This is a genomic window from Bacillus sp. FSL M7-0307 (genome assembly GCF_038627835.1).
Taxonomy (GTDB): Bacteria; Bacillota; Bacilli; order Bacillales; family Bacillaceae; genus Bacillus; species Bacillus altitudinis.
In genome coordinates this window covers 558,987-581,710 of the sequence record NZ_CP152023.1, presented here as the reverse complement: position 1 = coordinate 581,710, position 22,724 = coordinate 558,987, and the positions used below count along the sequence as shown (strand labels likewise).

The following is a 22,724-nucleotide window of genomic DNA, read 5'->3' as shown; positions in this document are numbered from 1 at the left end:
AGTATGTGCAAACTACTGATTCAGCTTATTTTTCACGTCACCTTTTTTATCTTGAAGCTTTCCTTTTACTTGATCTTTCTTTCCTTCTGCTTTCAGGTTTTCATGATCTGTCGCTTCGCCAAGTTTTTCTTTCACTTGACCTTTGACTTGATTTGTTTTTCCTTTCGCTTTATCCATATGTCCATTTTGTTCACTCATTTGTTCCACCTCCACGTTTCATACTGTTTATTTAGCCTTTTTGCACATGACAAAACATCTGAGTGTGCTGTGTGTGCGTTTCAGGTATGATAGACATAGTCGAATGAAAGGTTGGTGGTCTGTTCAATGATCATTTCTGAAAGTACGTTCACTGTACGTGGTGTGACTTATCGTATTCGCTCTGCTGCATTAGCAGATGCCAAACAGTTATCAGCTCTCAGACTGAAAATCGATGGTGAAACCGAATATTTAGATCGTGAACCGGGTGAAGCTTTTATTGATGAGAAAGGGTTCGAGGCGTTGATTCAAGAGGATTCCAAGGAATGCCGTCATCTCTTTTTAGTTGCAGATAGTGAAGGAGACATTGTCGGTTTTTCAAGATGCGAAGGGCATTCTCTTAAGCGCTCTGCTCACAAAGTAACGTTTGGCGTCGCCGTACAGAAGGCCGCTTGGGGCTATCACATCGGGAAAGAACTTTTAGCTACATCGATTGACTGGGCAGATCAGCAAGGCATTCAAAAGATGTCACTTCAAGTAATGGAAACCAATCAAAAAGCCATTCGTTTATATAAACACTATGGCTTTGAGATTGAAGGCTTGTTAAAAAAAGATAAACGACTGGCGGACGGCATGTATTATGATACGGTTGTGATGGGCAGGCAGCGACCAGTCTCCTGACCGCTTACATGACATAACCCCAGATCATCGAAATCGCACTATAGATAAGTAGAAGTCCCATGACGAACTGGAACGGCCGCTGATAAAGAGTCAAAAAACGCTTGAATAACGAGCCAAATAGACTCCAGCTAAATGTGCCTAAAAAACCGATGATGGCAAGAATCAGTGTCAATAACATGTATTGCATATTGGACTGTCCATACGGCAGAACAAAAGTGGAAATGACGGTTAATCCATACAAGATGGCTTTCGGATTAATAAATTGCAGTAGCATACCTGGGATAAAATGATTATATCGGTCTAGGGTTTCGTCATCTCCGCCTTTACTTTTCATGATTTTAACAGCCAAATAGATCATGTAACTGGCTCCAATGAAAGCCATGACCCAGCCTATTTTCGGCATGACTTGATAAAGAATCATATTGAAGAAACCGCTCAAACATAAAATGACCAAAAATCCGATCCCAACCCCTAAACAAAATCGAAATGTTTGCTTGACCCCATATTTATTCGTAAAGACCATCGCCATGATATTATTCGGTCCAGGGGTAAAGCTGGTAACAAAAGCATAAATCAACATGGAAACAATCAAACTGTTACCTCCTTTTTCATACGTTATTTAGACTTAAAAGTCTTTATTGCGTATATATTACGTTTTATTGTACTATTCAGTCGTTATAAAGTAAATGCAGAAAGGAGTTTTTTTGATGGAGGATGTACAATCGATTATTGCTAGAAATGTAAAACTGCTAAGAGAGCAAAAGAAATTAAGCCTAGAAAAGATGGCTGAGGTAACAAATGTGAGTAAAACGATGATCGGACAAATCGAAAGAGGAGAATCCACACCGACCATCACCACTCTGTGGAAAATCGCCAATGGGTTGAAGGTGTCTTTTAGTGAACTTATTTACGCACCGCAGCCTGAGATTAAGTTTGTGCGAAAAGAAGAAGGACAAGTTTTAACAGAGGACGAGGGAAGGTATCGGGTATATACGACGTTCCCATTTGATGACCTGAGAAAATTTGAAGTCTATCAGGTAGAAATTGATCCTCATGGGTCGTTAAGTGCGGAAGAACATATCGGCGGTACAGAGGAATTGATTACCGTGTTTGAGGGAGCACTTGATTTATCGATCGGTGATGAGCAATACACATTACAAGCTGGCGACTCGATTCGGTTTAAAGCTGACCGTGCCCATGAGTATAAACAATCAGGAGAACAGATGGTCCGGCTGCAAATGATTCTTTATTATCCCCATTAAAAAAAGCTGACAGGCTTGTCCACCTGTCAGCTTTACATTTTATTTAATTAAATCCTGGATCGCGTACAACCGTTCCAGTAAAGGTAACTCTATATTTTCCTAAACCTAACTCTTCAATTGACGATTGATAGAGAATACCGACCCATCCATCCTTTGCATATGTAATACTTGATGGGATGTTTGACGTCGTATATGTTCTCGTTTCCGAGACGGTTCGACTTGCTTGTACCGTAACTTCACTGTTTACTTTCCCCTTCGCTTCTACCGGGACAGCGGTGACACCCGCACCCGTTAAAACAATTGCTCCAACCAAAACAGAAGTTATGACCTTTTTCATACAAAAATCCCTCCCTTTTTTTGTTGAACATATTAACCATACCATAATTTAGAACTTTCGTAAGTTATTTTTTCATTTTTTTGAAAATTATGATATGATTGTCTTATGCTGGATAGAGGGTGTTACATACTTCTATGCTTTTATCCTCATCTCGTTTCTAGTGAAACAATTGATAACGGAGGTGATTTCATGAAAAAATGGCTTATCTGTTTTCAACTTGTTTTCCTCTTCACCTTGACGGCCACACCATTTGCTTCTGCTGCTTCATGCCCTACAGTGAAACCATGTGTTATTGATCCTTAAGCATAAGAAAAAGTCGATCAAGCCTATTCCCTTGATCGACTTTTTTGTTATGCTTGTTCGGCTTCCCAGCGGGCAACCTCTTCTCTTACTTTAGGAGCCACTTCTTTTCCAAATAACTCAATAGCTTTCAGCACTTGATCATGCGGCATCGAACCGACCGGTACGTGCAGCATGAAGCGCGTAATGCCTACATTTTTTCGCAGATGAATCACTTTCTCTGCCACGGCATCTGGATCTCCTACATACAATGCACCTTCTAATGTTCTTGCTGCATCGAATGTAGAACGGGTATAAGGTCCCCAGCCTCGTTCTCTTGCTAATGTATTCATGACATGCTGTGTAGAAGGGAAGAATTGATCTGCTGCCAATTCTGTTTCCTCCGCAACAAATCCATGTGAGTGGGATGCCACCGTTAATTTCTCAGGGTCATGTCCAGCGTGAATCGCAGCTTGCTTGTAGAGCTGCACTAGCGGTGCGAACTGTCTAGGGCTGCCGCCAATAATGGCAAGGACAAGTGGTAATCCTAATAATCCAGCACGTACGACAGATTCTCTGTTTCCTCCACTGCCAATCCAGATGGGAAGCGGATCTTGAACAGGTCTTGGGTATACGCCGACATCCTGAATGGCTGGACGGTGCTTACCGCTCCACGTCACACGCTCTGACTGCTGTAATTTCAACAGTAAATCTAGTTTTTCTTCAAATAATTCTTCATAATCATCTAAGTCATAGCCAAAAAGCGGGAACGATTCAATAAATGATCCGCGGCCAGCCATGATCTCTGCACGCCCATTAGAAAGGCCATCTAATGTCGCAAAATCTTGAAACACACGAACAGGATCTGCCGATGAAAGAACAGTTACGGCACTTGTCAGACGAATATTCTTTGTTTGCGTTGCCGCAGCTGCTAATACGACTGCTGGATTTGATGCGGCGAAATCTTCACGATGATGCTCCCCTACACCAAAAACGTCGAGACCCACTTGATCTGCTAATATAATTTCTTCTACTACTTCACGAATACGCTGTGCGTGGCTGACTGTTTTTCCTGTTTGAAAATCAGGTGTTGTTTCTACAAATGTACTAATTCCTAGTTCCATGAATGGAACCCCCTATCTTATAAATATGTCACAAATTCAGAGACCGGCTTGCGATAGCCTCTCGCTTGTCTGCTCTCTACTTTTTCTTTTCCGAGTGTAATCATTAATACAGGAACCAAATCTGATTCGATGTTTAACACCTTTTTCATTGCTTCGGGGTCAAAGCCAATCATCGGGCAAGTATCCCATCCCTTGTTTTTGGCGGCAAGCATCAATAGCATGGCAGATAATGAAGCATTGCGAATCGCCTCTTCTTTCTGAAAGTCTGATCCTCTCTGCTCATAAAAACTCATCGTCTCTCTGACCATTTCCTCATATTGTTGCGCATTTAAGATGCCGAGCATTTTTAGGCCTTCATAAATGTTTCCTGCTTGCTCATAAGCTTTCGGATCGCCGAGCACAATGATCGCTGCTGAAGCGGAATGCACCTTATATTGTCCAAATGCAGCATCTCTTACTTGCTCTTTAAGCGCTTCTGATTGAACGACGACATATTGCGTATGCTGTAAATTAAAGGCTGAAGGTGCCAACTTCACTTCTTCAAAGATACTATTAAGCTCTTCTCTCGAAATCGAGATATTTGGCAAAAAATTTGATGCTGATCGTCTTTCACGTACCAATGTATCAAAGCTGTGTGTCATCTTGTTTCCCCTTTTCGTGAAGTTGTTTTGCACCTAAACCGATTTTTTTCAACCATTCAATGAGCTGCTCTTTTTCCTCTGTTTCGATAAAGGACAGATTTTGTGAAATGACATCTGTATGTTTTGGAAAAATATCGTCAAATAGCTGCTTCCCTTTATCTGTCAGTAATACATGGAATACACGTTTATCAGAAGGTGCACATTGTCTTTTGACTAATTCTTGTTTTTCTAATTTGTTGACCACATAGGTGATGCTCCCACTTGGAATGGATAAAATCTCACTAATTTTTTGAACGGGATGTGGTCCCTTACTATACAGTAATTCAAGAATTTGAAAGTTTTCAAATCCGATATCATAACGTTCAATGTCTTTTTGGATATTTGCAAAAAGGGCATGGTAGGCTTTCATCCATACTCGGAAAAGCCTTAAGTCTAATTCCTGTTCTTGCTGCACCATGGCAACTACTCCTTTTTCAATAAATCCTAAAACTAGGATAAATTTATCCTAACACTAGGATATTTTCTTGTCAATGTGTTTGTTTGATCAAAAAAAGACCCCTGTGATTCAGTGGTCTTCTTTTAACACAAAATGCATTTCAGCAATTTGCTTGTATTGATGCACTTGTTGTAATGAAAATCTAGATTCCTGTTCAGTTGGAGGGAAAAGAGGGATTCCTTTTCCAATCATGACAGGTGCGATTTGGAGATACAGCTCATCGACTAATCTTTCTTTTAATAATGCTTGAAGCAGTTCCCCGCCTCCTACTATCCAGATATGCTGCCCCTTTTCATTTTTTAAGTTGTGGATAAACGAGAGAACATCTTCACGAATGATATGGGTCCCTGTATGACTGTCTTGTAAAGTGCGAGAAACGATATAACATGTCTTGTCTTCATAAGGAAACTCATCAGGTGAAAGTTTGAGAACCTGCTCATATGTGTTCCGTCCCATGATCAGCGTATCGACTGATGCATAAAATTCCTCATATCTCGTATCCTCTTCGCCCTCTGTTCCTATGAGCCAATCTAGACGGTGATCATCCCTTGCTAAATATCCATCAATGCTCATTGCCCCATAAAATAGTAATTTCCTTTTCAATCTCACCACTCCCCACCTTGAATAAGAACATATATTCCCATTTTAACAGAAAGAATAGAAAAAGGATATATGATCAATTCGTTTCTTGCGATTCTTGTTCTACCTTCATGAGAAGCTCGTACAATATGTGCGCAAGCTTTGCCGCTTCGATTGTCATGCCTTCATGAATCCATTCTTCCAGTACACCAACAGCACCAGATACGACAAAAGAGGCCTCAATCTGTTCACGCTCCGTAATCTGACGCTGATCAAGCTGCCACTCTTTCATGATTTTTTCTTTAAAAAACGCTTTAAATTGATTCGTCGTTGGGCTATTCGGTTTGACAAATAACGTCATCATGAATTGTTTTTCTTTTAAATACTCAGTTGTTTTGTTTAAAAAGGACAGCATATCAAGCGGGTCCTGACTAGGAAACGATTCATCGTATAGTCCGCCAAGCTGATCGAATAGTTCCTTCTCAAGCTGTTCATGCAAATCAAACACATCTTGATAGTGCAAATAAAAGGTCCCTCTTCCTAAATCCGCTCTTCTAGATAGCTCTGATACTGTAATTTGTTGAACATCTTTTTCCATTAAAAGCTCAAGAAAGCTTTCTCGTATCGCCTTTTTGGTTTTGATTGTTCGTCTGTCCTTCATGAAACACCCTCCGTTTTTGAACAATATGGCTTTACCTGTCTATTTATGAACACGAGATCATTCATTGCCGATGTTCGGTTTGTTTTCCTCTTATTATAATAGACACATGTCCAATAATCTATATCTGTTCAAAAAAGGAGGACCATCATATGCTTCATTTCAGACTTGCCAGAGAGGATGAACTGCCTCAAGTGGCAGCGTTGTTAGATGATTCGTTTCAGAACTATTCATTTTTTGATTTATTATGCGAAAAGGTGACCAAGCGTTCTGCTTTCGCCCGTCAGCTGCATTTGGTCAACACAAAGGTATATTTTCAGCATCAAATCTGTTTGGTCGGGGTTGAGAATGAGAAAATTGTGTCTGCCGCCCTGTTAAAACATCCACGCCTTCCTGAACCAGGACTCATGGATTATGTGTTGTCAGGTGGGTTAAAGCTGCTCTTTACTGGTGGCTTATCGGCGATTCAGCATGTGTTCCGTATGTTAAAGGAGGCAAAAAAAGCGTGTTCTTCCTTAAAGAAACCTTACTGGTATTTAGAAGCTCTTGTCGTTGCAAAAGACCAACAAGGAAAAAAACTTGGAAGCCGTATGTTAAAGCAATGTCTTTTCCCTTTTATCGCCCGGCAAGGCGGTGGACTGTTCACACTGATTACACACAACGAGGCCAATCGTCATTTCTATCGAAAAAATGGGTGGACGGAGTTTGATGAGAGAGTACTGCACGGAGAAGACATGTCCCTAGCAAGCTGGAGTTATAAAACCGTGATCAAATAAGGTATCTTCTTCAAGGGATGATATAATAGAAGCAGTTCAAACAATGATCATACTTGGAGGAGAGACTGATGATACGACGACTTGATCATATCGTGTTGACTGTTCAACATATGGAGGAAACCATTCGCTTTTATACAAACGTATTAGGAATGAAGGAAGAAACTTTTGGAGAAGGCCGTAAAGCCCTTCGTTTTGGCTTACAAAAGATCAACCTTCATGAAGCGGGTCATGAATTTGAACCAAAAGCTGCTCATCCCCAGCCTGGATCTGCTGACTTATGTTTTATCACCGATTTAGATATAGACAGTTTATTGCTTCATCTTCGAAAGCAGGTTGTTCCAATTGAAGAAGGTCCGGTCAGACGGTCTGGTGCATTAGGTCCGATTGAATCCATTTATATCCGTGATCCTGATATGAACTTAATTGAAATCTCCCGATATATAGAGGAGGCTGATCCATCATGACTCGATTATTTTTGAGACCGATTGAAGAGCAAGATTATCCTGGTATTCATAGAGGATGCCAGCATGCAGAAACACTTTATATGACTGGCACACGAAAAACGTTCACACTAGAAGAAATTCGTTCAGCCTATACCCGTTTTCTGCAGGATGACAGTAGACGAGACTTTGCTATTTGTCTGCTAGACACGAAAGAAATGATCGGGGATGCGGCGATTGTGGATATTGATCCGATGAACCATACGGCAAGTTTCCGCATTGCGCTGCATGGTCCAGAGCATTTTCACAAAGGGTATGGCACTGAGGCTGTTCGGATGGTTCAAACATTTGCCTTTGAGACGTTAGAACTTAATCGGCTTGAGCTTGAAGTTTTTTCCCATAACCCACGAGCCTTTCGAAGCTATGAGAAAGCCGGATTTCAATATGAAGGAAAAAGACGTCAAGCGCTCTATTTCAACGGTGCTTATTCGGATGTCATCATGATGGGCATCCTTCGTGAGGAATACGATAGAATCAAATCATAAAGATGTCCCAGCCTACGAAGGGTCATCTTTTTTTAACAAATGAAGCCCTGTAACGATGATCAAACAAATGATAGAAGAGAGAACGATAGAGACGCTTGATATGCTGAGCGCCATCCCTTCCCATCTGCCAATGAAGAAACTGCCGATCAATAAGAGCAATCCAAACAAAGTGATACATATCGGAACAATCAGCCCAGCATGGCGATGCCTGCGTCTTTTTCCTGCCCACCACGAGAGACAGAGTACAATGACAGTAAAAATAGCGGTTTGCAGCCAGAACATATCGCATCCACTCCTTTTCTTTTTTATCCTATGACAACGGAGGTTTTTACAATGAATATTAGACCGATTCAAAAGCAGGACAATCCTTTTATCGCGGCCATTATCCGCCAGTCATTAGAATCAGCGAATCTTGCGATTGAAGGTACAGCCTACACAGACCCACACCTTGATCAGCTTTTCGAATACTATCAATCATTGACTCATGCAGCCTATTGGATTGCCGAAGAACATGGTGAAATTGTTGGTGGCGTTGGCATTGCCCCTTTCACAGATGGCATTTGTGAGCTGCAAAAGCTTTATTTAAGCCCAAAAGCACAAGGCAAAGGTGCGGGCAAGAAACTGATGGATACGGCCCTGCAATATGCTGCTACATACTACGATGCTTGTTATTTAGAAACCCGCAGTGAATTAACAGCTGCTACTGGCCTTTATCAACGGTATGACTTTTCTCTTCTTCCTGCACCGATTGAAGGCTCAGAGCATTCTGCCATGGATGCTTGGTATCTCAAAACCTTTTCAGCGTGAGGCATAAAATAAGCGATACGTCTTTGTCCACTGAAAACCTAGCTTCTCTGCCAATTTGGCCGAGGCTGCATGATGGACATCGCAATCCCAATGCGGTGTCTTCCCTTTTTCAACACAGATGCTGATCATTTGCTGAGCTGCTAACAAAGCCAACCCTTTTCCACGGCAGACTTCATCTGTCCAAATATCGATTTCCACACGTTTTTCACTTGAAAAAATAGAGATACATTCACTGACCACGTCTTCACCGTTTAAGATGGCAACTCCGACGCCATTAGATAAAAAGTGATCTACTCCTCCCCAATATGCTTCATAATAGCTGGATGGGAATACTTTGCTAGCGGCAATGACTTGTTCATTCGTGCGTTTGATCATTTCATCTTGATCAGGCACAATCAGATCAGGAGAGGTCAAGTCATAAGAATACGCATGTCTTTGCATTTCATTCAGTTGAGAACCGAAGCATTTTTTCATCATCTCATCTGATGCTGGATTTGCTGAAAACAAAGTGAAACGTCCGTTCTCTCTTTTCTGCTTTTTATAAACATCCACAATGAACGTTGAACATAATGAGAGTGCTGCTTCTGTCTTGCCTGCGACATAATAAATGCCGGTTGTTGTCCCTGCAAAATAGACACACGGGTGATCTCGGTGATCCACATATAAATCTCCTTTTATCACCCCATCGAGTATCGCATCTACGAACACTGGATAGGCAGGATCAATCCGCCGAATTTCCTCTTTTACCGCTCCTGTCCTTTGTTGATCTACAAGATACAACATCATTCCTCCATTCACGAACGAGTATCTTTTCATTATAAAGGAAAGCCGCAGACACGCGGTGAATCTTTGCAACAAAAAGAATTCTTCTGCATCAAAGCAACATTCAATCGCATTCGCTTTCATCTATTGCTATGCTCATTGTGAGAGGAGGTTTATGAATGAAATTTCGTTTTTTCTGGAATCAAGAAAAGGATGTGACGGAAGTAGACGTCATCAGCCATCCACATAATCAAGAACGTTTACAAAAGATGGCATCAATGCTGGAGACTAGTACATCTCTAACGGTCAAAGATCCAAAAAATGATCGGCAGTCTCTTTTACCATTAGAACAAATTGAAGCGATCTCTGCGCTTGGACATCTGTCAAAGGTGATCACGACTCAAGGTAAGACGTATTTTCTCGGTAAACGGCTGAAGGATCTGAAGTCGTTAGAGCGTGAACATTTCTATCGTATCAACAATGCAGTCATTCTCAATTTAGCGCAAGTCGACAGCTTTGTCGCTGGTACGTACGCTCGCTTAGAGGTCGAAACCATCTCGAAAAACAGTTACACCGTCAGTCGTCATTACGCCAAATATATAAAGGAGCGATTCAAATGATCAAGGAACTAAAACATCAATTTATGCAAACAGCTTTTGTCTCTATTGTATGGCTGACACTCATCCTGTCCATCACTCAATGGTCATCCTCTATCTCTTTTCATTACGTGTGGCACATCATTGCCATCGGGACTTTGGCAGGCATCGTCTTTGGGGTCATGTATCCTTTACTATGGAACTACTTTACCTTCCCAGCACCCATCAACATTCTGATCTCCACTGTCGTCAATTTAGGGTTTCAAATAGGAGCCGTCGCTTTATATTCGACTACACTGCTCGAATGGATCATGCCTTATTTTATCGGTATAGCCTTTCTCACATTAGTAGGCCATATCATCGCCTTTCTATTTTACAAAAAGCAACAAAATCAAAAACTGGCGCAGGCACTGAATCACCTGAAGCCGCAGCCTTAAAAAAAGAGACCTTATTTGAAAGGTCTCTTGTCTATTATTCTGCTGATGCCTCTTCTCTCGCCTTCCCCTTCCAAATAAGGGTTAAGCCTAACCCAAGAAATAAGACAACACCTGCAAACAGGAATGGGAAATGAATATTTTGATCGAATAATATGCCGCCAAGTGCCGGGCCAAAAATCGTACCAAGGCTTGTGTAGGTAGAGTTCATCCCTGCGACAAATCCTTGCTGATTGCCAGCGATTTTTGATAAGAAGGTCGTGAGTGCAGGGCGCAATAAATCGAACGCAAGGAAAATCACACACGTCACGATCAGCACAACCATAAAGCCTGACACGACCGTGGAAACAAAAGCGAGAACTGCTCCAACAATCAAGCATAGTTGAATAACTCGTTTCTCCCCAAGCGCATTCACCATTTTACCAAACACGAGTACTTGGATGATGACGGCTACAATTGAACTGACGGTAATGATAATCGCAATATCCTTCGGACCAAATCCAAACTTGTGATTTGTAAACAAGCTAAAGACCGTTTCATATGCAGATAGTCCAAACGCCAGCACAAAGACAATGATGAAGGCGATGAGATAGCTTGGATGAATCGATTTTTTCAAGTCTTTAAAGAAGGTCGATTCTTTCACTTGATCCATTTGTTTCTCTCGCTCTTCTTTTGTTAATGGTTCCTTCAGCATAAACATAGACGAAATCACAGCAATAAATGCAATCCCTGCTGCAAAGAAAAACGGCAGGCGAACGCCATATTCTGCAATAAATCCGCCAATTCCCGGGCCGATAATAAATCCGGTACTAATAGCAGCGGATACATACCCCATTGCCTTTGATCTTTCTTGAACAGTCGTGATATCGGCGACATAAGCGGTGACAGCCGGCATGATAAATGCTGCACTAATACCGCCAAGAACCCTTGCAAAGTACAGAACATATACGTGTGTTCCTAAGCCAAAAACGAGTTCTGATAACGCAAATAGAAAAAGGCCTGACACGATCATAATCTTTCTTCCATAGCGGTCTACCCATCTCCCTGCAACAGGTGATGCGATGAGCTGTGCAACGGCAAACGCCGCCACAAGATATCCCATCGTACTGCCCGTTAAATGCATGACATTCATAAAGAGCGGCATGACAGGTATGATCAGACCGATGCCTAAAAACGCAATAAATATATTACTTAATAAAATAACAAGTACGGCTTTTTGCTCACGAATCGGTTTTTGCATGATGTTTGTTTCCCCTTTACTGACTCACTTGTTACTCATGATGGTTGATTCCGTGAATAAACAATGAGATCGCCTCTTTTTGTAATTCCTTTTTCTGCTGCATCGTGTCATTTTTATATAACACGTCTAATCCATAGAATACGGAAAGTAATATTTTCACTTTTGATTCAACATGCTGAATCGACCAGCTACCATCTTCGTTTCCTTCAAGCAGGATGTCTCTCATCACATCATCAAAGTCTACATCAATCTTGTTCAGCCGCTCCATGACTTCATCTGATGTAAATGCACTGGCGCAAAATTCTTCACTCGCTCTCATTAGAGGATAGTTAATCCCCATTTGACTAAGCAGCTCTGCAAATCCTGCGAGCTTATCAATGGCCCGGCGCAGCATTTGTTTCTGTTCATGCCACGTCTCCATCATGAATCGATGATCCTCTTCCATAATATGAAGGAACAAAAACTCTTTTCCTTTAAAATGATGATAAAGGTTGCCTTTACTAATCTCAGCCGCCTCTAAAATATCTCGCACGGATGTTTCGGAATATCCTTTTTTCGCAAATAAATCACGTGAAGCGGTGACAATTTTCTGCTTCGTCTTTTCACTTTTTCCAGCCCCGCTTTGTGTACTTGTCATCTATGAACAATCCCTTCTACCTTGCTTTTCTTCACACGGACAAATAAAACCGACCAGTTGGTTTATTTTTTTATTATAAATGGAGATCGCCCATAATACAATGAAAAAGTCCTCGACTTCCAAAGGAGTGAATCTAAGTGAAAACAAACAAAACGATCATTTTTGCCATCACCAAAAAGGACGTATACTTGTTTTTCTTTTATGACCTGTTCATTGCCACCTTGGTCTATTACCTGTTTAAAATCAAACCAACTATGTTTTATGAATGCTTAGGGATGACAGGAAGTATTCTTTGTCCATTGTTGATGAGAAAGTGGAGGTAGAAGTCATTTTCTCCTCAAGTCTATCTCTCTTTTATTTAATTTTCCTTAACATTTAACTTCACTTAAATATTAAGATCATATAATATAGGAGAAAAGAGGTGATGTCATTGGATGAGGATATCATTCATTACAGCAAAAAAATCATTGAGTACTCAAATGCACTAGGTTCTATCTATGTAGAAGAGTATCAACGATTCTTAAAAAATGAGTATGCAGATTTAACTAGCAAACAAGAACTGACACTTGAATTGCTACGGTCGAAGACGAGAACAATCAATGAACTAGCTGATTATTTCTCCATTTCATCTAGTGCCGCTAGCCAGCTCATATCAAAGCTTGAACAACTTGGATATGTGAAAAGAGAGATTAATCCACATAACCGTAGAGAAATCATTGTTGATTTTGCTCAAAAGGGCCATGACTATCATAAAGATATTGAAAAAATTCAGCTGCATCTTATTCAAAAATACTATGCCAAGCTTTCAAAAGAAGATCTAAAAACATTATTATCGCTTTACGAAAAGATCTATCAAATTGCGAAAGAAACGCCTTAACCCGGCGTTTCATGCATGAATATGTAAGCTAGATAAACGATGAAAGGGATGATCATATGGACAGGATTCATTTGCAAGATGGACGTCATATTGGTTTGTCTCAATACGGTGATCTTGAAGGATTCCCAGTATTCTTTTTTCATGGGACACCTGGATCGAGAGTGATGTTTTTAGATGATGATCCAATCTCAAAAGAGCTTGGCATTCGTCTCATTTCTTTAGACAGACCTGGTTTTGGTTTATCTGATCCGCAACCTGACCGTACCATTTTAGACTGGGCAAAAGACGTACAGGAAGTGGCCGATCATCTTGACATCTCCCATTTTTCAGTGATTGGTGTCTCTGGAGGCGGGGCATTCGCTGCTGGTTGTGCCTATCAATTGCCAGATCGCATTCTTTCAGCTGCTCTCGTCTCAAGTACCACCCCATTTCAGGATGGTAAACCGCCTAAAAGTATGCTAAAAGAGAACAAGATTGCCTTTTTCCTCAGTAAAAGAATGCCTTGGCTCTTAAAGGCAAGTTATCGCGCTCAGAAAAAACTAATTGAAAAGAAACCAGAGAAATTCAAGAAACTAACGAAAAAAGGGAACAAACATTTACATCCATCGGATCGGCAATTTCTTCAAACCGATGAGCAACTGGAGCTGATGATGCGGCATTTATACGAAGCCACTCGTCAATCGGTTGATGAATGTATTCATGAACCAGATTTACTCTCACGGTCATGGGCATTCGATATGAAAGATATACAAATCCCTGTGGATGTCTGGCATGGAAAAGAGGATCAGATGGCCCCTTTTGCAGAGATAGAAAGAATGGCTCCCAACATTCCAAACGCAAAAACGAATTATATCGAGCAAGCAGGACATTTTCTGACTGATATAGATGATGTTTGGAGAGACATTTTACTCTCTTTAAAAAAACGGGCTGAACATCAGGTACACATATAAAAAAGACCCAATGATACGTCGGGTCTTTTTCTTTTTAGTACTGCTCGTAATAGGATTGAATTTTATCTGGATCTTTTGTTTTCGTCAGAGCCAGCATGAGTAGAATGCGTGCTTTTTGTGGATTTAATGAATCCGATGAGACAAAATGATGTTCATCATCCATTTTTTCATGTGTGACAATGCCATTTCCTGCACGGCTTGACCTCACGATCACCACGTCTTTCTTCACTGCATCTGTTGCCCCATTGATCGCTTCTGTTGACATCGTTCCATTTCCTGCGGCGGCAACGACAATGCCCTTCGCTCCTGCTTTAACGGCAGCATCATACACATACTTTTGATCATTTTGATAGCCGTATAAGATATCCACTTGCGGCAGTTCTTTTAGCTTTGAAATATCGAATTCACTGTCAGCTGTATGTTTTCTTGTCGGTTCGTTATAAAAAGAGACAACTTCACCCGCCACTTCTCCAATGTACCCTTGCTCAAGAGACTTGAACGAATCGGTTGTGGTGGTATTTGTCTTCGTAATAAAACGAGCAGAGGCAATTCGGTCATTTAATGTCACCATTACACCTTTGCCTTTGGCTTCTTTTGTCGAAGCAATTTTCACTGCATGATACAAGTTAAGCGGGCCATCCGCACTAATGGCAGATGCCGGCCTCATGGAACCCACGACCACCACAGGCTTATCACTTTTTACAACCAAATGTAAAAAATAGGCCGTTTCTTCTAATGTATCTGTACCATGTGTCACCACAATGCCATCCACTTGATCATCATTTAAAAGCTGATTGACTCGTTTCGCTAATTTTAAAAGAAGAGCGTTATCCACATTTTCACTGCCGACGTTCGCTACTTGCTCACCCGTGACATTTGCAATATCCTTCAGCTGTGGTACGGAAGCAATGACTTTATCGATTCCAAGTGCACCAGATTTATATCCAGTCGTATCCGTATTACTGTCTGAACTACCGGCAATCGTTCCGCCTGTTGCCAGCACCTTAATATTGGATAAAGACTTGTTCCCTGTCTCAACAGCCGTGTTTTTTTCTTTTGTTTCACTTGTAGTGCTTTCTTGATTACTTTGATTATTCTCTTGAGTGCTATCGTTCGCACAAGCTGCGGTCACCAATAGTGAAACAGTTAGAAGGACAACACCAAACCATTTTGTTACGTTCATAAGATCATCTCTTTTCTTAAATGTGATGAATAATTATCTGTCTATAGGGTTTACTTTATACCATTCCTTCATTCATCAGCATGAGGTGAAAGTCACAGAACCAAATAAAGGAAAAAGGACACTATTATCAAAATTTATTTATATCTTAATACCTAAATTGACTTCAGAAATTGTTCTCGACCCATTTATGATAAAATATAGGAAATCTTACAAAAAAGGAGTACATACAGTGCGTTCCGTTCAACCATTTTACAAAATCCTACTCACACTATTCTTCAGTTCCATTTTACTCAGCTTGTTCGTATGTTTATATCCACCGATTCAGGGCGAGCCTGCGTTTATGATGCTTTACACTCCCATCTTTTTTGTTTATTATTTCATCTTTGCGGTACCTTTACAGTTGTTGTTTTCTTTACAGCCCAAGGCTTTTCATCCTCTTTATTTAGCGGCTTACTTACTGATAGCAATGATTGTCATGCTTTTTGTTATGGATGGAATTGAGAGCTCAACATCCCTTCCGATCATGATTGTCAGCAGTTTCATCTACTGGACCTGCGATTCTTTGATTACTCAAAGAATGCATAAAAAAACACCTAATGTGTAGGTGTTTTTATCGATTCTAGTATGTGTTGACAGTGACCCACATTATCCAAGACATTTTTCGGCGCGGTGACCTACTGATGTGATCATGGGTTTTGAATGATGAATAAGAGTCGCTAAGAGAATCTATCCTCAGTGATTGGAACTTTTTATTTCATGCTTGTGCCAGCGTGTGAAAAAATGGGGTCCTTCAATTCAAAATCAAATGTCTTCCCATCAACGATACCAACTGTTTTTGAACTGGCGTAAAGCTCAAGCAAGCACGCTGCCATTTCTTTTGATGTGTGATATTTCTTGATAGTGCCTTCATATTCGAATTGATCGACATCTAATGAACGCTTTGCAAATTCCGATTCTGTCGCAGCAGGCGCTAATACTTTTGCCTGTAATTTGGCTCCTTTTTCTTTCAATTCTAGGGCCAGCCCTTCAGTAAAGGCGCTCACATAAAATTTCGTGGCTGAATAAGTGACAGCATTTCCGACGACGGTATAACCCGCTCTTGAAGAGATATTGATTAGCTGCGTCCCCTCTTTTTGCTCATAATCACGGACAAATAGAGTGGATAAAATTGTTAACGCTTCAATATTGAGATGAAGCATGTCCCCAATTTTTTTCACATCCTGCTCTCCTATTGAACCAAAATGGCCAAACCCGGCATTATTAATGAACGTATCCAGCTCATCACCAGCTAATGACTCATAGAAAGAATACACTTGCTCTCTGTCTGTTAAATCAACAGACTGGACTTTCACTTGAATATCGGGATATTTTTCTAGAATCTTTTCTTTCAGTTCTTGGAGTTTATCAAGCCGGCGTGCAGCTAAGATCAGATTTTTTCCTCTTGCTGCAAAGGCCAAAGCCGTTTCATATCCAATGCCTGAACTTGCTCCTGTAATGACTGTATAGCCCATTGTATATCCCCCTATTCGTATCTTCCAGCTGTTTAAAGTATAGCGAGAGCATGTGACCTTAGTCAATTTTGAAGAGATTCAAAGAGTCATGAACAACTAAACGTTCAGCTTTTAATCGGTTTCTTTTGAATCATGTTGGAGGATAGCCTGCTGAGCTTTTTTTGTTAATTTGTGAAAAACCAGTTGATAGGAATGTTCAATTAGCTCTTCGACAAATGAAGATGGAATATCTGCATCAAGATAAATAGAATTCCAATGCGTCTTATTCATGTAATAGCCGGGAATAATTCCTTCATGCATTTCTCTTAATTCTTCAGCACGTTGCGGATCACATTTTAAAGTGATGACTGGCTTACGATCGACATCTCCCCCCATCATGGCGAACATCTTTCCACCTATATGATAACGATCTGCCTGCCACTCAGGTTGATAGTCGTGGGTTGCTCCTTGTAAAGAAAGACAAAATGCCTGTAGTGTCTCTTTTTTCATTCTATTAGCTCCTTTTTAGATGTCTTCTATCTTTCTATTATATCGACAGCTGCGATTGTTGTATCTATACTTCTTTTCAAGACGTCAGCAAGAACACAAAAAAAGCACAGAAATAAAGGTCTGTGCTTTTTACTGATATCCGAATATTTCTTATTCAAACGCCTTCTTAAGCTGATCGCTCATCAGATGCCAAGCCTCTTCAGCTATCTTTAAATCTCCGGCATGAGTGAACGCATGAGGAACTCCTTTAAATTGTTTGTATGTGACATCTACCCCTGCTTCTTTTAACCTGTCCGCATAATGCTCAGCTTCTTCAGCTAGTGAATCCTTCTCAGCTGTGATAACAAGAGCTGGGGGCATTTGTGCTAACACTTCTCTCTCTGCAAAGACTGGAGAAACGAGCGGATTGTGCGGATCTTGACCTTGCAGGTAGAAGGCATTAAACCGTCTCGCCATTTCAACTGGAATTGCTTCTTCAAACGCTGGCTTTTGTGCTGGATCAGTAGCTAAATCAAGCGGCGGATAATCAAGCACTTGATAGACAATCGGAAGTTTGTTCCCTTTTTGGATATCAAGCAGACAAACCGCTGTTGCCAAATTCCCACCTGCACTATGTCCGCCAATGGCTAATCGATTTGGGTCTATTTGTAGTTCATCAGGATGTTCATATAACCATTTCATCACATCGTAGCATTCATGAAGAGCGGCTGGGAAAGGGTGTTCCGGTGCCAGCTGATACTCCACATTGACGACGATACACTCCGCACGATCTGCTATGACCGGACACCAATGATTATCCATTTCAGCACTTCCAAGGATAAAACCGCCCCCATGCAAATTCACGAAAACAGGTAGGGGTTGTTTCAATGTTTTCACAGGTTTAAATACCCACACCTTTGTTTCACCAGCACCTGTCGGGATATCATATTCCATTTTGTTCACTTCAGGAGGGTGGACTGGCTTTAATTCCGATTGACTAGCTAATGAATCTTCAGGTGGTTGGCGTAATGACTCAGCCATTTTGATTTGTTCGTCTAAGTTCATAATCTCAGCTCCTATCTTATTCTTTTATCTCTATCCATTCGTTACGAATTTCGCCTTTTCCTTCAATGTCGTCAGAGAGTCGTTGCTTTTTATCTATCTCCCCATTTTCATCGCATTTGAAACAAGCATTCACCCCTATGAATAAAAAAAGCACTGCGGCGCTAAGTCCTCAGTGCTTTTCATATATTATGATACTTGTTGTTCTACTTTCACTCGTTTAATAAAGAAAGCAATCACCAAGCCAATCACTGTCATAATGACAGCAAAGATAAAGGCATGCTGGACGCCATTTGTAAAGGCGAGCAGCTGATTGACTGGATTTGCGGGATCAGCCACATTTTGCATAAAACTGCGAGCTCCTGATGAAAGGATCGAGATACCAACCGCAGTCCCAATCGCTCCTGACACTTGCTGCAATGTATTCATAATCGCTGTACCGTGCGGATATAGCTCTGGCGGCAGCTGATTCAAACCGTTTGTTTGGGCAGGCATCATGATCATCGCAATCCCAACCATTAACGTAATATGAAGCGTCACGATATAACCGATTGACGTATTCATACTTAAGTTCGTGAAGCCAAACATGGTCGCTGCAACGATGACAAGACCTGGGATGACAAGCCATTTCGGCCCAAATTTATCAAAAAGCCCACCCATGATTGGCGATAGCAGTCCATTGATAATTCCACCTGGTAATAGCATTAAACCAGCTGTAAATGTAGACAGTGCCAAGGACGTTTGCAGATATAATGGCAGAATCATCATAGCAGACAGCATCACCATCATACACACTAAGATCAGAAGTAACCCGATCACAAACATTGGATATTTAAATGGGCTTAAATTCAACATCGGTTCTTTCATATTTAACTGTCTTAGGGAGAACACAAGAATGCCAATGACACCTACAACAATCGCCACAATCACATGCATACTGCTCCAGCCGCCGCCTTCACCGGCACTGCTAAAGCCATACACAATTCCACCGAAACCGATGGTTGATAGCACAATCGATAAAATGTCGATTTTCGGTCTTGTGGGTTCCGTAATATTTTGCATAAAAATATACCCAAATACGAGTGCAGCAACTAATAACGGAAGCGAAATCCAAAAAATCCAATGCCATGTTAACGATTTAAGAATGAGACCAGAGACCGTTGGACCAACTGCTGGGGCAAACATAATGACAAGACCAATAATCCCCATTGATCTACCTCTTTTATGAGGCGGAATGATGACCAAAATCGTATTAAACATCAATGGAAGGAGCAAGGCTGTTCCTACTGCCTGCACCACACGTGCCACCATTAAAATACTGAAGACTGGTGCAACTGCGGCAATAAATGTACCGATGATCGAAAAGACCAGTGAGGTTATGAAAAGCTGTCTTGTTGTAAACCATTGAAGAATGAGGCCAGAAATTGGAACGAGAATACCTAGTGTTAATAAATAGCCGGTGGTCAGCCACTGAGCAGTCGTTGCTTCAATACCAAAGTCTAATGTTAAACTTCTCAGCGCCATGTTGAGTGCCGTTTCACTGAACAGTCCAATAAATCCAGCTGTGATAAATGAAATAATAATGGGCAGCGTTCGAATGTCGGAAGCTGCTGTTTGCTGTTTGTTCATATTAAGTTGGCTCCTTTTCTTTTTCAATTTTGATGAACCATAAGTAGTTAGGCTGGACAGAAATGAGCCACTTCAATGTCTAGGAAAAGACAGACAAAACCTGTCTTTCTGCAGCGAATTGTGCAATTTTTTCGATTGAGTAGCCGGATTCATGAATATAAAACATGAGTTCAGGCGTCATTGGAGAGGACATACATAATGTCGTCAACTCAATGTCTTGTATGTTCGCTTCCCCTTTTTCTTTCGCTTCCTCGAGCAAATCACGAATGATTTGTTTGAGTGATTGACTGTAATGAGAATCATACACCTTACTTGTCTGCTCTAAATTTCCAGAGATCGTCAGCATCCGAATCCAGTCTAAGTGATGACCAACGATGAGATGGATCTCCTCGAGAACATATTGCAAACGATCTTGAACCGGCTGATCACTTATTTTTTTTAAGTAAAGATGCAAAGCAGGGATCAGCTGTTCAAATCTCTCACCAAGAATAGAGAGACACAAATCACTTTTATTTGCATAGCGGCGGTAAAGGGTCCCTTGACCAACACCAGCTGTTTTTGCGATTTTATGCATGCTGACATTCTCTACACCAAACTCTTGAAATAAAGAGAAAGCGACCTCTTCAATTTCCTTTCCAATATCCTTTTCCATGCTACCTCACCTTCTCTAGCTTCATCCACATCACATCTATTTGTATGTTTTGATTCAAGGCTCTTTAGGTTTCATTTAGGACAATTGTCCCGGTATTATCTTACGGACAACTGTCCGCTTTGTCAATCATTCTTTTCTGGCGATTTTTACTATCATTTGACTGATCCACCTGTTGTAACTATAATGGTTACAAAAAGTGATAGAGGTGATTGGATTGAATACATTCCTATTCGTTCATGGTGCATTCCAAGGAAGCTGGTGCTGGGACCAAATAAAACCTTCTCTTCAACAGAAAGGTCATACAGTGATAGCAATTGATTTACCTGGCAGTGGCGAAGACGCCACGCCTCCACAGGACGTATCATTAGAGAGCTATGTAAACAAAGTCGTCACAACGATTGAAAAAATAGACGAACCCGTCATTTTAGTTGGACACAGTATGAGCGGGATGGTGATCTCACAAGTAGCTGAGAACATTCCAGACAAGATCAAAAAACTAGTATATGTCTGTGCATTTGTTCCTGAAAACGGACAAGCTATTAGTGATATCGCATCAGGCGGTCCTAAAGCAACGTTTGACGAAAAGAATCAGACCATCACATTAATGGAAGAATTCATTGCGGAGGATATGCTCAACGAAAGTTCGGAGGAAGATCTGCAATTGTTTAAAAAGAAGATACGTCCACAGCCTGTTCAGCCTTTTGAAGATCAAGTTTCATTAACCAATGAAAGATTTGGAAGAGTGCCCAGTGTCTATATTGAAACAACAAATGATCGCTCCATTCCGATTGACTTGCAAAGACAAATGTATGCCACTAAACCTTTTGAGCGCATCTATACCCTTGATGCCGATCATTTCCCTTTCTATTCTAGAAAAAAAGAGCTTGTGGACTGTTTATTAGATATCGCAGTTACAGAAAGATAGCAAACAGCATGAGATCAATATTTTGGGATGAAAAAGTGAAAACATATGTAAAGGATGAAAAACCCGATCATTACTACTGGCGTTTTTGATCCTTTTCTATTGATACCTCAATTCCCATGAAATAAGAGAAGATTCTATCAAACTCAACTGCTTAATATCAGAAATTAGACCGATTTTCCATTTTACAAGAATCATGTATGATCAATAAAGAAAGCGCTTTCAAAAAGGAGAGGAGAATGCTTATATGTCTTATCGTGTAAAACGGATGCTGATGCTGCTTGTCGCTGGGTTATGCTTGAGCTTGTCCACATTTACAGCTGGTGCCTCGGCACAAACGGGTGGATCATTCTATGAACCCTTTAACAATTACAATACCGGGTTATGGCAAAAAGCTGATGGGTACTCGAATGGAAATATGTTTAACTGTACGTGGCGCGCAAACAATGTCTCCATGACGTCGTTAGGGGAAATGCGATTATCGCTCACTAGTCCTTCGTATAATAAGTTTGACTGTGGGGAAAACCGCTCCGTTCAAACATATGGCTATGGACTTTATGAAGTCAGCATGAAACCAGCCAAAAATGTTGGGATCGTATCTTCGTTCTTTACTTATACTGGACCGACGGATGGTACACCTTGGGATGAGATTGACATTGAGTTTCTCGGAAAAGATACCACGAAGGTACAATTCAACTATTATACCAATGGTGTCGGAAATCATGAAAAAATCGTCAACCTTGGTTTTGATGCAGCAAACTCTTATCACACATATGCGTTCGACTGGCAGCCTAACTCGATTAAATGGTATGTGGACGGTCAATTAAAACATACGGCTACTACTCAAATCCCTCAAACACCAGGAAAGATTATGATGAACTTATGGAATGGTGCAGGTGTCGATGAATGGCTCGGCTCCTACAACGGTGTTACTCCACTTTACGCTCATTACAATTGGGTACGTTACACAAAAAGATAACC

32 protein-coding genes are annotated in these 22,724 nt (G+C 40.9%); 14 read left to right on the top strand and 18 right to left on the bottom strand.

Going from position 1 to position 22,724, the window contains the following annotated elements:
• Positions 1 to 12: 12 nt before the first annotated feature.
• Complete coding sequence (locus MHI41_RS02900) at positions 13 to 198, bottom strand: CsbD family protein (protein ID WP_008346686.1); 186 nt, start codon at positions 196 to 198, stop codon at positions 13 to 15.
• Between the two features lie 126 nt (positions 199 to 324).
• Between MHI41_RS02900 and MHI41_RS02895 the strand changes: the two genes are divergently transcribed.
• The gene (locus MHI41_RS02895) at positions 325 to 876 is read left to right on the top strand and encodes a GNAT family N-acetyltransferase (RefSeq protein WP_282834140.1); all 552 of its coding nucleotides are present in this window, start codon (positions 325 to 327) and stop codon (positions 874 to 876) included.
• A gap of 4 nt (positions 877 to 880) precedes the next feature.
• Here the strand turns inward: MHI41_RS02895 and MHI41_RS02890 are convergent, their stop codons facing one another.
• On the bottom strand, positions 881 to 1,468 hold the full coding sequence (locus MHI41_RS02890; RefSeq protein WP_272511991.1) for a LysE family transporter: 588 nt from the start codon (positions 1,466 to 1,468) through the stop codon (positions 881 to 883).
• A gap of 115 nt (positions 1,469 to 1,583) precedes the next feature.
• On the opposite strand from MHI41_RS02890, the gene MHI41_RS02885 reads away from it, so the two are divergent.
• Positions 1,584 to 2,138, top strand: a complete 555-nt coding sequence (locus MHI41_RS02885) for an XRE family transcriptional regulator (RefSeq protein WP_017358429.1) — start codon at positions 1,584 to 1,586, stop codon at positions 2,136 to 2,138.
• 43 nt (positions 2,139 to 2,181) lie between these two features.
• On the opposite strand, the gene MHI41_RS02880 is transcribed toward MHI41_RS02885, so the two are convergent.
• The 6 genes from MHI41_RS02880 to MHI41_RS02855 all read right to left on the bottom strand — a co-directional run bounded on the left by MHI41_RS02880 (position 2,182) and on the right by MHI41_RS02855 (position 6,255).
• Complete coding sequence (locus MHI41_RS02880; RefSeq protein WP_008346693.1) at positions 2,182 to 2,475, bottom strand: hypothetical protein; 294 nt, start codon at positions 2,473 to 2,475, stop codon at positions 2,182 to 2,184.
• A gap of 350 nt (positions 2,476 to 2,825) precedes the next feature.
• Positions 2,826 to 3,878: an LLM class flavin-dependent oxidoreductase gene (locus tag MHI41_RS02875; protein ID WP_017358431.1), complete on the bottom strand. Its 1,053-nt coding sequence runs from the start codon at positions 3,876 to 3,878 to the stop codon at positions 2,826 to 2,828.
• 17 nt (positions 3,879 to 3,895) lie between these two features.
• Positions 3,896 to 4,519, bottom strand: a complete 624-nt coding sequence (locus MHI41_RS02870) for a nitroreductase family protein (protein WP_282834138.1) — start codon at positions 4,517 to 4,519, stop codon at positions 3,896 to 3,898.
• Complete coding sequence (locus MHI41_RS02865; RefSeq protein WP_017358433.1) at positions 4,503 to 4,976, bottom strand: MarR family transcriptional regulator; 474 nt, start codon at positions 4,974 to 4,976, stop codon at positions 4,503 to 4,505. Before MHI41_RS02865 ends, MHI41_RS02870 begins: the two co-directional genes overlap by 17 nt.
• Before the next feature lie 108 nt (positions 4,977 to 5,084).
• On the bottom strand, positions 5,085 to 5,624 hold the full coding sequence (locus tag MHI41_RS02860) for a dihydrofolate reductase family protein (RefSeq protein WP_282834137.1): 540 nt from the start codon (positions 5,622 to 5,624) through the stop codon (positions 5,085 to 5,087).
• A gap of 67 nt (positions 5,625 to 5,691) precedes the next feature.
• Positions 5,692 to 6,255: a TetR/AcrR family transcriptional regulator gene (locus MHI41_RS02855; protein WP_017366691.1), complete on the bottom strand. Its 564-nt coding sequence runs from the start codon at positions 6,253 to 6,255 to the stop codon at positions 5,692 to 5,694.
• Positions 6,256 to 6,404: 149 nt separating this feature from the next.
• Here MHI41_RS02855 and MHI41_RS02850 point away from each other — a divergent pair, with 149 nt between their 5' ends.
• The 3 genes from MHI41_RS02850 (at position 6,405) to MHI41_RS02840 (ending at position 8,013) form a co-directional block, all read left to right on the top strand.
• The gene (locus tag MHI41_RS02850) at positions 6,405 to 7,028 is read left to right on the top strand and encodes a GNAT family N-acetyltransferase (protein ID WP_017366690.1); all 624 of its coding nucleotides are present in this window, start codon (positions 6,405 to 6,407) and stop codon (positions 7,026 to 7,028) included.
• 68 nt (positions 7,029 to 7,096) lie between these two features.
• Positions 7,097 to 7,492, top strand: a complete 396-nt coding sequence (locus MHI41_RS02845) for a VOC family protein (protein ID WP_008346708.1) — start codon at positions 7,097 to 7,099, stop codon at positions 7,490 to 7,492.
• Entirely contained in the window at positions 7,489 to 8,013 is a 525-nt protein-coding gene (locus MHI41_RS02840; protein ID WP_017366689.1) for a GNAT family protein, read from the top strand. The genes MHI41_RS02845 and MHI41_RS02840 overlap by 4 nt, the downstream gene beginning before the upstream one ends.
• A 12-nt stretch (positions 8,014 to 8,025) precedes the next feature.
• On the opposite strand, the gene MHI41_RS02835 is transcribed toward MHI41_RS02840, so the two are convergent.
• Positions 8,026 to 8,295, bottom strand: coding sequence for a YesK-like family protein (locus tag MHI41_RS02835; RefSeq protein WP_342494525.1), 270 nt, complete (start codon positions 8,293 to 8,295; stop codon positions 8,026 to 8,028).
• Between the two features lie 51 nt (positions 8,296 to 8,346).
• Here MHI41_RS02835 and MHI41_RS02830 point away from each other — a divergent pair, with 51 nt between their 5' ends.
• Positions 8,347 to 8,820 (top strand): GNAT family N-acetyltransferase, encoded by a 474-nt coding sequence (locus tag MHI41_RS02830; protein ID WP_008346715.1) that lies wholly within the window; start codon positions 8,347 to 8,349, stop codon positions 8,818 to 8,820.
• Here MHI41_RS02830 and MHI41_RS02825 read toward each other — a convergent pair.
• Positions 8,812 to 9,600 carry a GNAT family N-acetyltransferase gene (locus tag MHI41_RS02825; RefSeq protein WP_035704276.1) on the bottom strand — a complete coding sequence of 263 codons (789 nt, stop codon included), beginning with the start codon at positions 9,598 to 9,600 and terminating at the stop codon, positions 8,812 to 8,814. The genes MHI41_RS02830 and MHI41_RS02825 overlap by 9 nt on opposite strands.
• Before the next feature lie 161 nt (positions 9,601 to 9,761).
• On the opposite strand from MHI41_RS02825, the gene MHI41_RS02820 reads away from it, so the two are divergent.
• The gene (locus MHI41_RS02820) at positions 9,762 to 10,202 is read left to right on the top strand and encodes a LytTR family DNA-binding domain-containing protein (protein WP_342494524.1); all 441 of its coding nucleotides are present in this window, start codon (positions 9,762 to 9,764) and stop codon (positions 10,200 to 10,202) included.
• Complete coding sequence (locus MHI41_RS02815) at positions 10,199 to 10,615, top strand: hypothetical protein (protein WP_342494523.1); 417 nt, start codon at positions 10,199 to 10,201, stop codon at positions 10,613 to 10,615. The genes MHI41_RS02820 and MHI41_RS02815 overlap by 4 nt, the downstream gene beginning before the upstream one ends.
• Before the next feature lie 34 nt (positions 10,616 to 10,649).
• Here the strand turns inward: MHI41_RS02815 and MHI41_RS02810 are convergent, their stop codons facing one another.
• Together MHI41_RS02810 and MHI41_RS02805 are read right to left on the bottom strand one after the other, a co-directional pair.
• Positions 10,650 to 11,852: an MFS transporter gene (locus tag MHI41_RS02810; RefSeq protein ID WP_342494522.1), complete on the bottom strand. Its 1,203-nt coding sequence runs from the start codon at positions 11,850 to 11,852 to the stop codon at positions 10,650 to 10,652.
• A gap of 31 nt (positions 11,853 to 11,883) precedes the next feature.
• On the bottom strand, positions 11,884 to 12,489 hold the full coding sequence (locus MHI41_RS02805; RefSeq protein WP_008346724.1) for a TetR/AcrR family transcriptional regulator: 606 nt from the start codon (positions 12,487 to 12,489) through the stop codon (positions 11,884 to 11,886).
• A 137-nt stretch (positions 12,490 to 12,626) separates the two neighbouring features.
• On the opposite strand from MHI41_RS02805, the gene MHI41_RS02800 reads away from it, so the two are divergent.
• From MHI41_RS02800 to MHI41_RS02790, 3 genes are all read left to right on the top strand, one after another.
• Positions 12,627 to 12,812 carry a hypothetical protein gene (locus tag MHI41_RS02800; protein WP_057078399.1) on the top strand — a complete coding sequence of 62 codons (186 nt, stop codon included), beginning with the start codon at positions 12,627 to 12,629 and terminating at the stop codon, positions 12,810 to 12,812.
• A gap of 101 nt (positions 12,813 to 12,913) precedes the next feature.
• A complete protein-coding gene (locus tag MHI41_RS02795) occupies positions 12,914 to 13,366 on the top strand; it encodes a MarR family transcriptional regulator (protein ID WP_019743356.1) in 453 nt (150 codons plus the stop codon).
• 56 nt (positions 13,367 to 13,422) lie between these two features.
• Complete coding sequence (locus tag MHI41_RS02790) at positions 13,423 to 14,316, top strand: alpha/beta hydrolase (RefSeq protein WP_342494521.1); 894 nt, start codon at positions 13,423 to 13,425, stop codon at positions 14,314 to 14,316.
• Between the two features lie 34 nt (positions 14,317 to 14,350).
• On the opposite strand, the gene MHI41_RS02785 is transcribed toward MHI41_RS02790, so the two are convergent.
• Positions 14,351 to 15,499 carry a type II asparaginase gene (locus MHI41_RS02785; RefSeq protein WP_342494520.1) on the bottom strand — a complete coding sequence of 383 codons (1,149 nt, stop codon included), beginning with the start codon at positions 15,497 to 15,499 and terminating at the stop codon, positions 14,351 to 14,353.
• A gap of 25 nt (positions 15,500 to 15,524) precedes the next feature.
• On the opposite strand from MHI41_RS02785, the gene MHI41_RS02780 reads away from it, so the two are divergent.
• Positions 15,525 to 16,103 carry a UPF0715 family protein gene (locus MHI41_RS02780; RefSeq protein ID WP_342494519.1) on the top strand — a complete coding sequence of 193 codons (579 nt, stop codon included), beginning with the start codon at positions 15,525 to 15,527 and terminating at the stop codon, positions 16,101 to 16,103.
• Between the two features lie 145 nt (positions 16,104 to 16,248).
• On the opposite strand, the gene MHI41_RS02775 is transcribed toward MHI41_RS02780, so the two are convergent.
• The 5 genes from MHI41_RS02775 to MHI41_RS02755 form a co-directional block, all read right to left on the bottom strand.
• Complete coding sequence (locus MHI41_RS02775; protein ID WP_342494518.1) at positions 16,249 to 17,010, bottom strand: SDR family NAD(P)-dependent oxidoreductase; 762 nt, start codon at positions 17,008 to 17,010, stop codon at positions 16,249 to 16,251.
• Positions 17,011 to 17,121: 111 nt separating this feature from the next.
• On the bottom strand, positions 17,122 to 17,499 hold the full coding sequence (locus tag MHI41_RS02770; RefSeq protein WP_019743360.1) for an MmcQ/YjbR family DNA-binding protein: 378 nt from the start codon (positions 17,497 to 17,499) through the stop codon (positions 17,122 to 17,124).
• A gap of 150 nt (positions 17,500 to 17,649) precedes the next feature.
• Entirely contained in the window at positions 17,650 to 18,543 is an 894-nt protein-coding gene (locus MHI41_RS02765) for an alpha/beta hydrolase (protein ID WP_342494517.1), read from the bottom strand.
• A gap of 186 nt (positions 18,544 to 18,729) precedes the next feature.
• Positions 18,730 to 20,169 carry a DHA2 family efflux MFS transporter permease subunit gene (locus tag MHI41_RS02760; RefSeq protein ID WP_019743363.1) on the bottom strand — a complete coding sequence of 480 codons (1,440 nt, stop codon included), beginning with the start codon at positions 20,167 to 20,169 and terminating at the stop codon, positions 18,730 to 18,732.
• Positions 20,170 to 20,248: 79 nt separating this feature from the next.
• Positions 20,249 to 20,821 (bottom strand): TetR/AcrR family transcriptional regulator, encoded by a 573-nt coding sequence (locus MHI41_RS02755; RefSeq protein ID WP_249670514.1) that lies wholly within the window; start codon positions 20,819 to 20,821, stop codon positions 20,249 to 20,251.
• 214 nt (positions 20,822 to 21,035) lie between these two features.
• Between MHI41_RS02755 and MHI41_RS02750 the strand changes: the two genes are divergently transcribed.
• Positions 21,036 to 21,746, top strand: coding sequence for an alpha/beta fold hydrolase (locus tag MHI41_RS02750; RefSeq protein WP_108611733.1), 711 nt, complete (start codon positions 21,036 to 21,038; stop codon positions 21,744 to 21,746).
• 244 nt (positions 21,747 to 21,990) lie between these two features.
• Positions 21,991 to 22,722 carry a glycoside hydrolase family 16 protein gene (locus tag MHI41_RS02745; protein WP_007496444.1) on the top strand — a complete coding sequence of 244 codons (732 nt, stop codon included), beginning with the start codon at positions 21,991 to 21,993 and terminating at the stop codon, positions 22,720 to 22,722.
• Positions 22,723 to 22,724: the final 2 nt, after the last annotated feature.

Excerpts from the sequence above, each read along its gene's own strand:
- MHI41_RS02900 (WP_008346686.1), bottom strand. The coding sequence starts at position 198 with ATGAGTGAACAAAATGGACATATGGATAAAGCGAAAGGAAAAACAAAT.
- MHI41_RS02895 (WP_282834140.1), top strand. The coding sequence starts at position 325 with ATGATCATTTCTGAAAGTACGTTCACTGTACGTGGTGTGACTTATCGT.
- MHI41_RS02885 (WP_017358429.1), top strand. The coding sequence starts at position 1,584 with ATGGAGGATGTACAATCGATTATTGCTAGAAATGTAAAACTGCTAAGA.
- MHI41_RS02880 (WP_008346693.1), bottom strand. The coding sequence starts at position 2,475 with ATGAAAAAGGTCATAACTTCTGTTTTGGTTGGAGCAATTGTTTTAACG.
- MHI41_RS02875 (WP_017358431.1), bottom strand. The coding sequence starts at position 3,878 with ATGGAACTAGGAATTAGTACATTTGTAGAAACAACACCTGATTTTCAA.
- MHI41_RS02870 (WP_282834138.1), bottom strand. The coding sequence starts at position 4,519 with ATGACACACAGCTTTGATACATTGGTACGTGAAAGACGATCAGCATCA.
- MHI41_RS02865 (WP_017358433.1), bottom strand. The coding sequence starts at position 4,976 with ATGGTGCAGCAAGAACAGGAATTAGACTTAAGGCTTTTCCGAGTATGG.
- MHI41_RS02855 (WP_017366691.1), bottom strand. The coding sequence starts at position 6,255 with ATGAAGGACAGACGAACAATCAAAACCAAAAAGGCGATACGAGAAAGC.
- MHI41_RS02850 (WP_017366690.1), top strand. The coding sequence starts at position 6,405 with ATGCTTCATTTCAGACTTGCCAGAGAGGATGAACTGCCTCAAGTGGCA.
- MHI41_RS02845 (WP_008346708.1), top strand. The coding sequence starts at position 7,097 with ATGATACGACGACTTGATCATATCGTGTTGACTGTTCAACATATGGAG.
- MHI41_RS02840 (WP_017366689.1), top strand. The coding sequence starts at position 7,489 with ATGACTCGATTATTTTTGAGACCGATTGAAGAGCAAGATTATCCTGGT.
- MHI41_RS02835 (WP_342494525.1), bottom strand. The coding sequence starts at position 8,295 with ATGTTCTGGCTGCAAACCGCTATTTTTACTGTCATTGTACTCTGTCTC.
- MHI41_RS02830 (WP_008346715.1), top strand. The coding sequence starts at position 8,347 with ATGAATATTAGACCGATTCAAAAGCAGGACAATCCTTTTATCGCGGCC.
- MHI41_RS02820 (WP_342494524.1), top strand. The coding sequence starts at position 9,762 with ATGAAATTTCGTTTTTTCTGGAATCAAGAAAAGGATGTGACGGAAGTA.
- MHI41_RS02815 (WP_342494523.1), top strand. The coding sequence starts at position 10,199 with ATGATCAAGGAACTAAAACATCAATTTATGCAAACAGCTTTTGTCTCT.
- MHI41_RS02810 (WP_342494522.1), bottom strand. The coding sequence starts at position 11,852 with ATGCAAAAACCGATTCGTGAGCAAAAAGCCGTACTTGTTATTTTATTA.
- MHI41_RS02805 (WP_008346724.1), bottom strand. The coding sequence starts at position 12,489 with ATGACAAGTACACAAAGCGGGGCTGGAAAAAGTGAAAAGACGAAGCAG.
- MHI41_RS02795 (WP_019743356.1), top strand. The coding sequence starts at position 12,914 with ATGTCATTGGATGAGGATATCATTCATTACAGCAAAAAAATCATTGAG.
- MHI41_RS02790 (WP_342494521.1), top strand. The coding sequence starts at position 13,423 with ATGGACAGGATTCATTTGCAAGATGGACGTCATATTGGTTTGTCTCAA.
- MHI41_RS02785 (WP_342494520.1), bottom strand. The coding sequence starts at position 15,499 with ATGAACGTAACAAAATGGTTTGGTGTTGTCCTTCTAACTGTTTCACTA.
- MHI41_RS02780 (WP_342494519.1), top strand. The coding sequence starts at position 15,525 with ATGAATAATTATCTGTCTATAGGGTTTACTTTATACCATTCCTTCATT.
- MHI41_RS02775 (WP_342494518.1), bottom strand. The coding sequence starts at position 17,010 with ATGGGCTATACAGTCATTACAGGAGCAAGTTCAGGCATTGGATATGAA.
- MHI41_RS02770 (WP_019743360.1), bottom strand. The coding sequence starts at position 17,499 with ATGAAAAAAGAGACACTACAGGCATTTTGTCTTTCTTTACAAGGAGCA.
- MHI41_RS02765 (WP_342494517.1), bottom strand. The coding sequence starts at position 18,543 with ATGAACTTAGACGAACAAATCAAAATGGCTGAGTCATTACGCCAACCA.
- MHI41_RS02760 (WP_019743363.1), bottom strand. The coding sequence starts at position 20,169 with ATGAACAAACAGCAAACAGCAGCTTCCGACATTCGAACGCTGCCCATT.
- MHI41_RS02755 (WP_249670514.1), bottom strand. The coding sequence starts at position 20,821 with ATGGAAAAGGATATTGGAAAGGAAATTGAAGAGGTCGCTTTCTCTTTA.
- MHI41_RS02745 (WP_007496444.1), top strand. The coding sequence starts at position 21,991 with ATGTCTTATCGTGTAAAACGGATGCTGATGCTGCTTGTCGCTGGGTTA.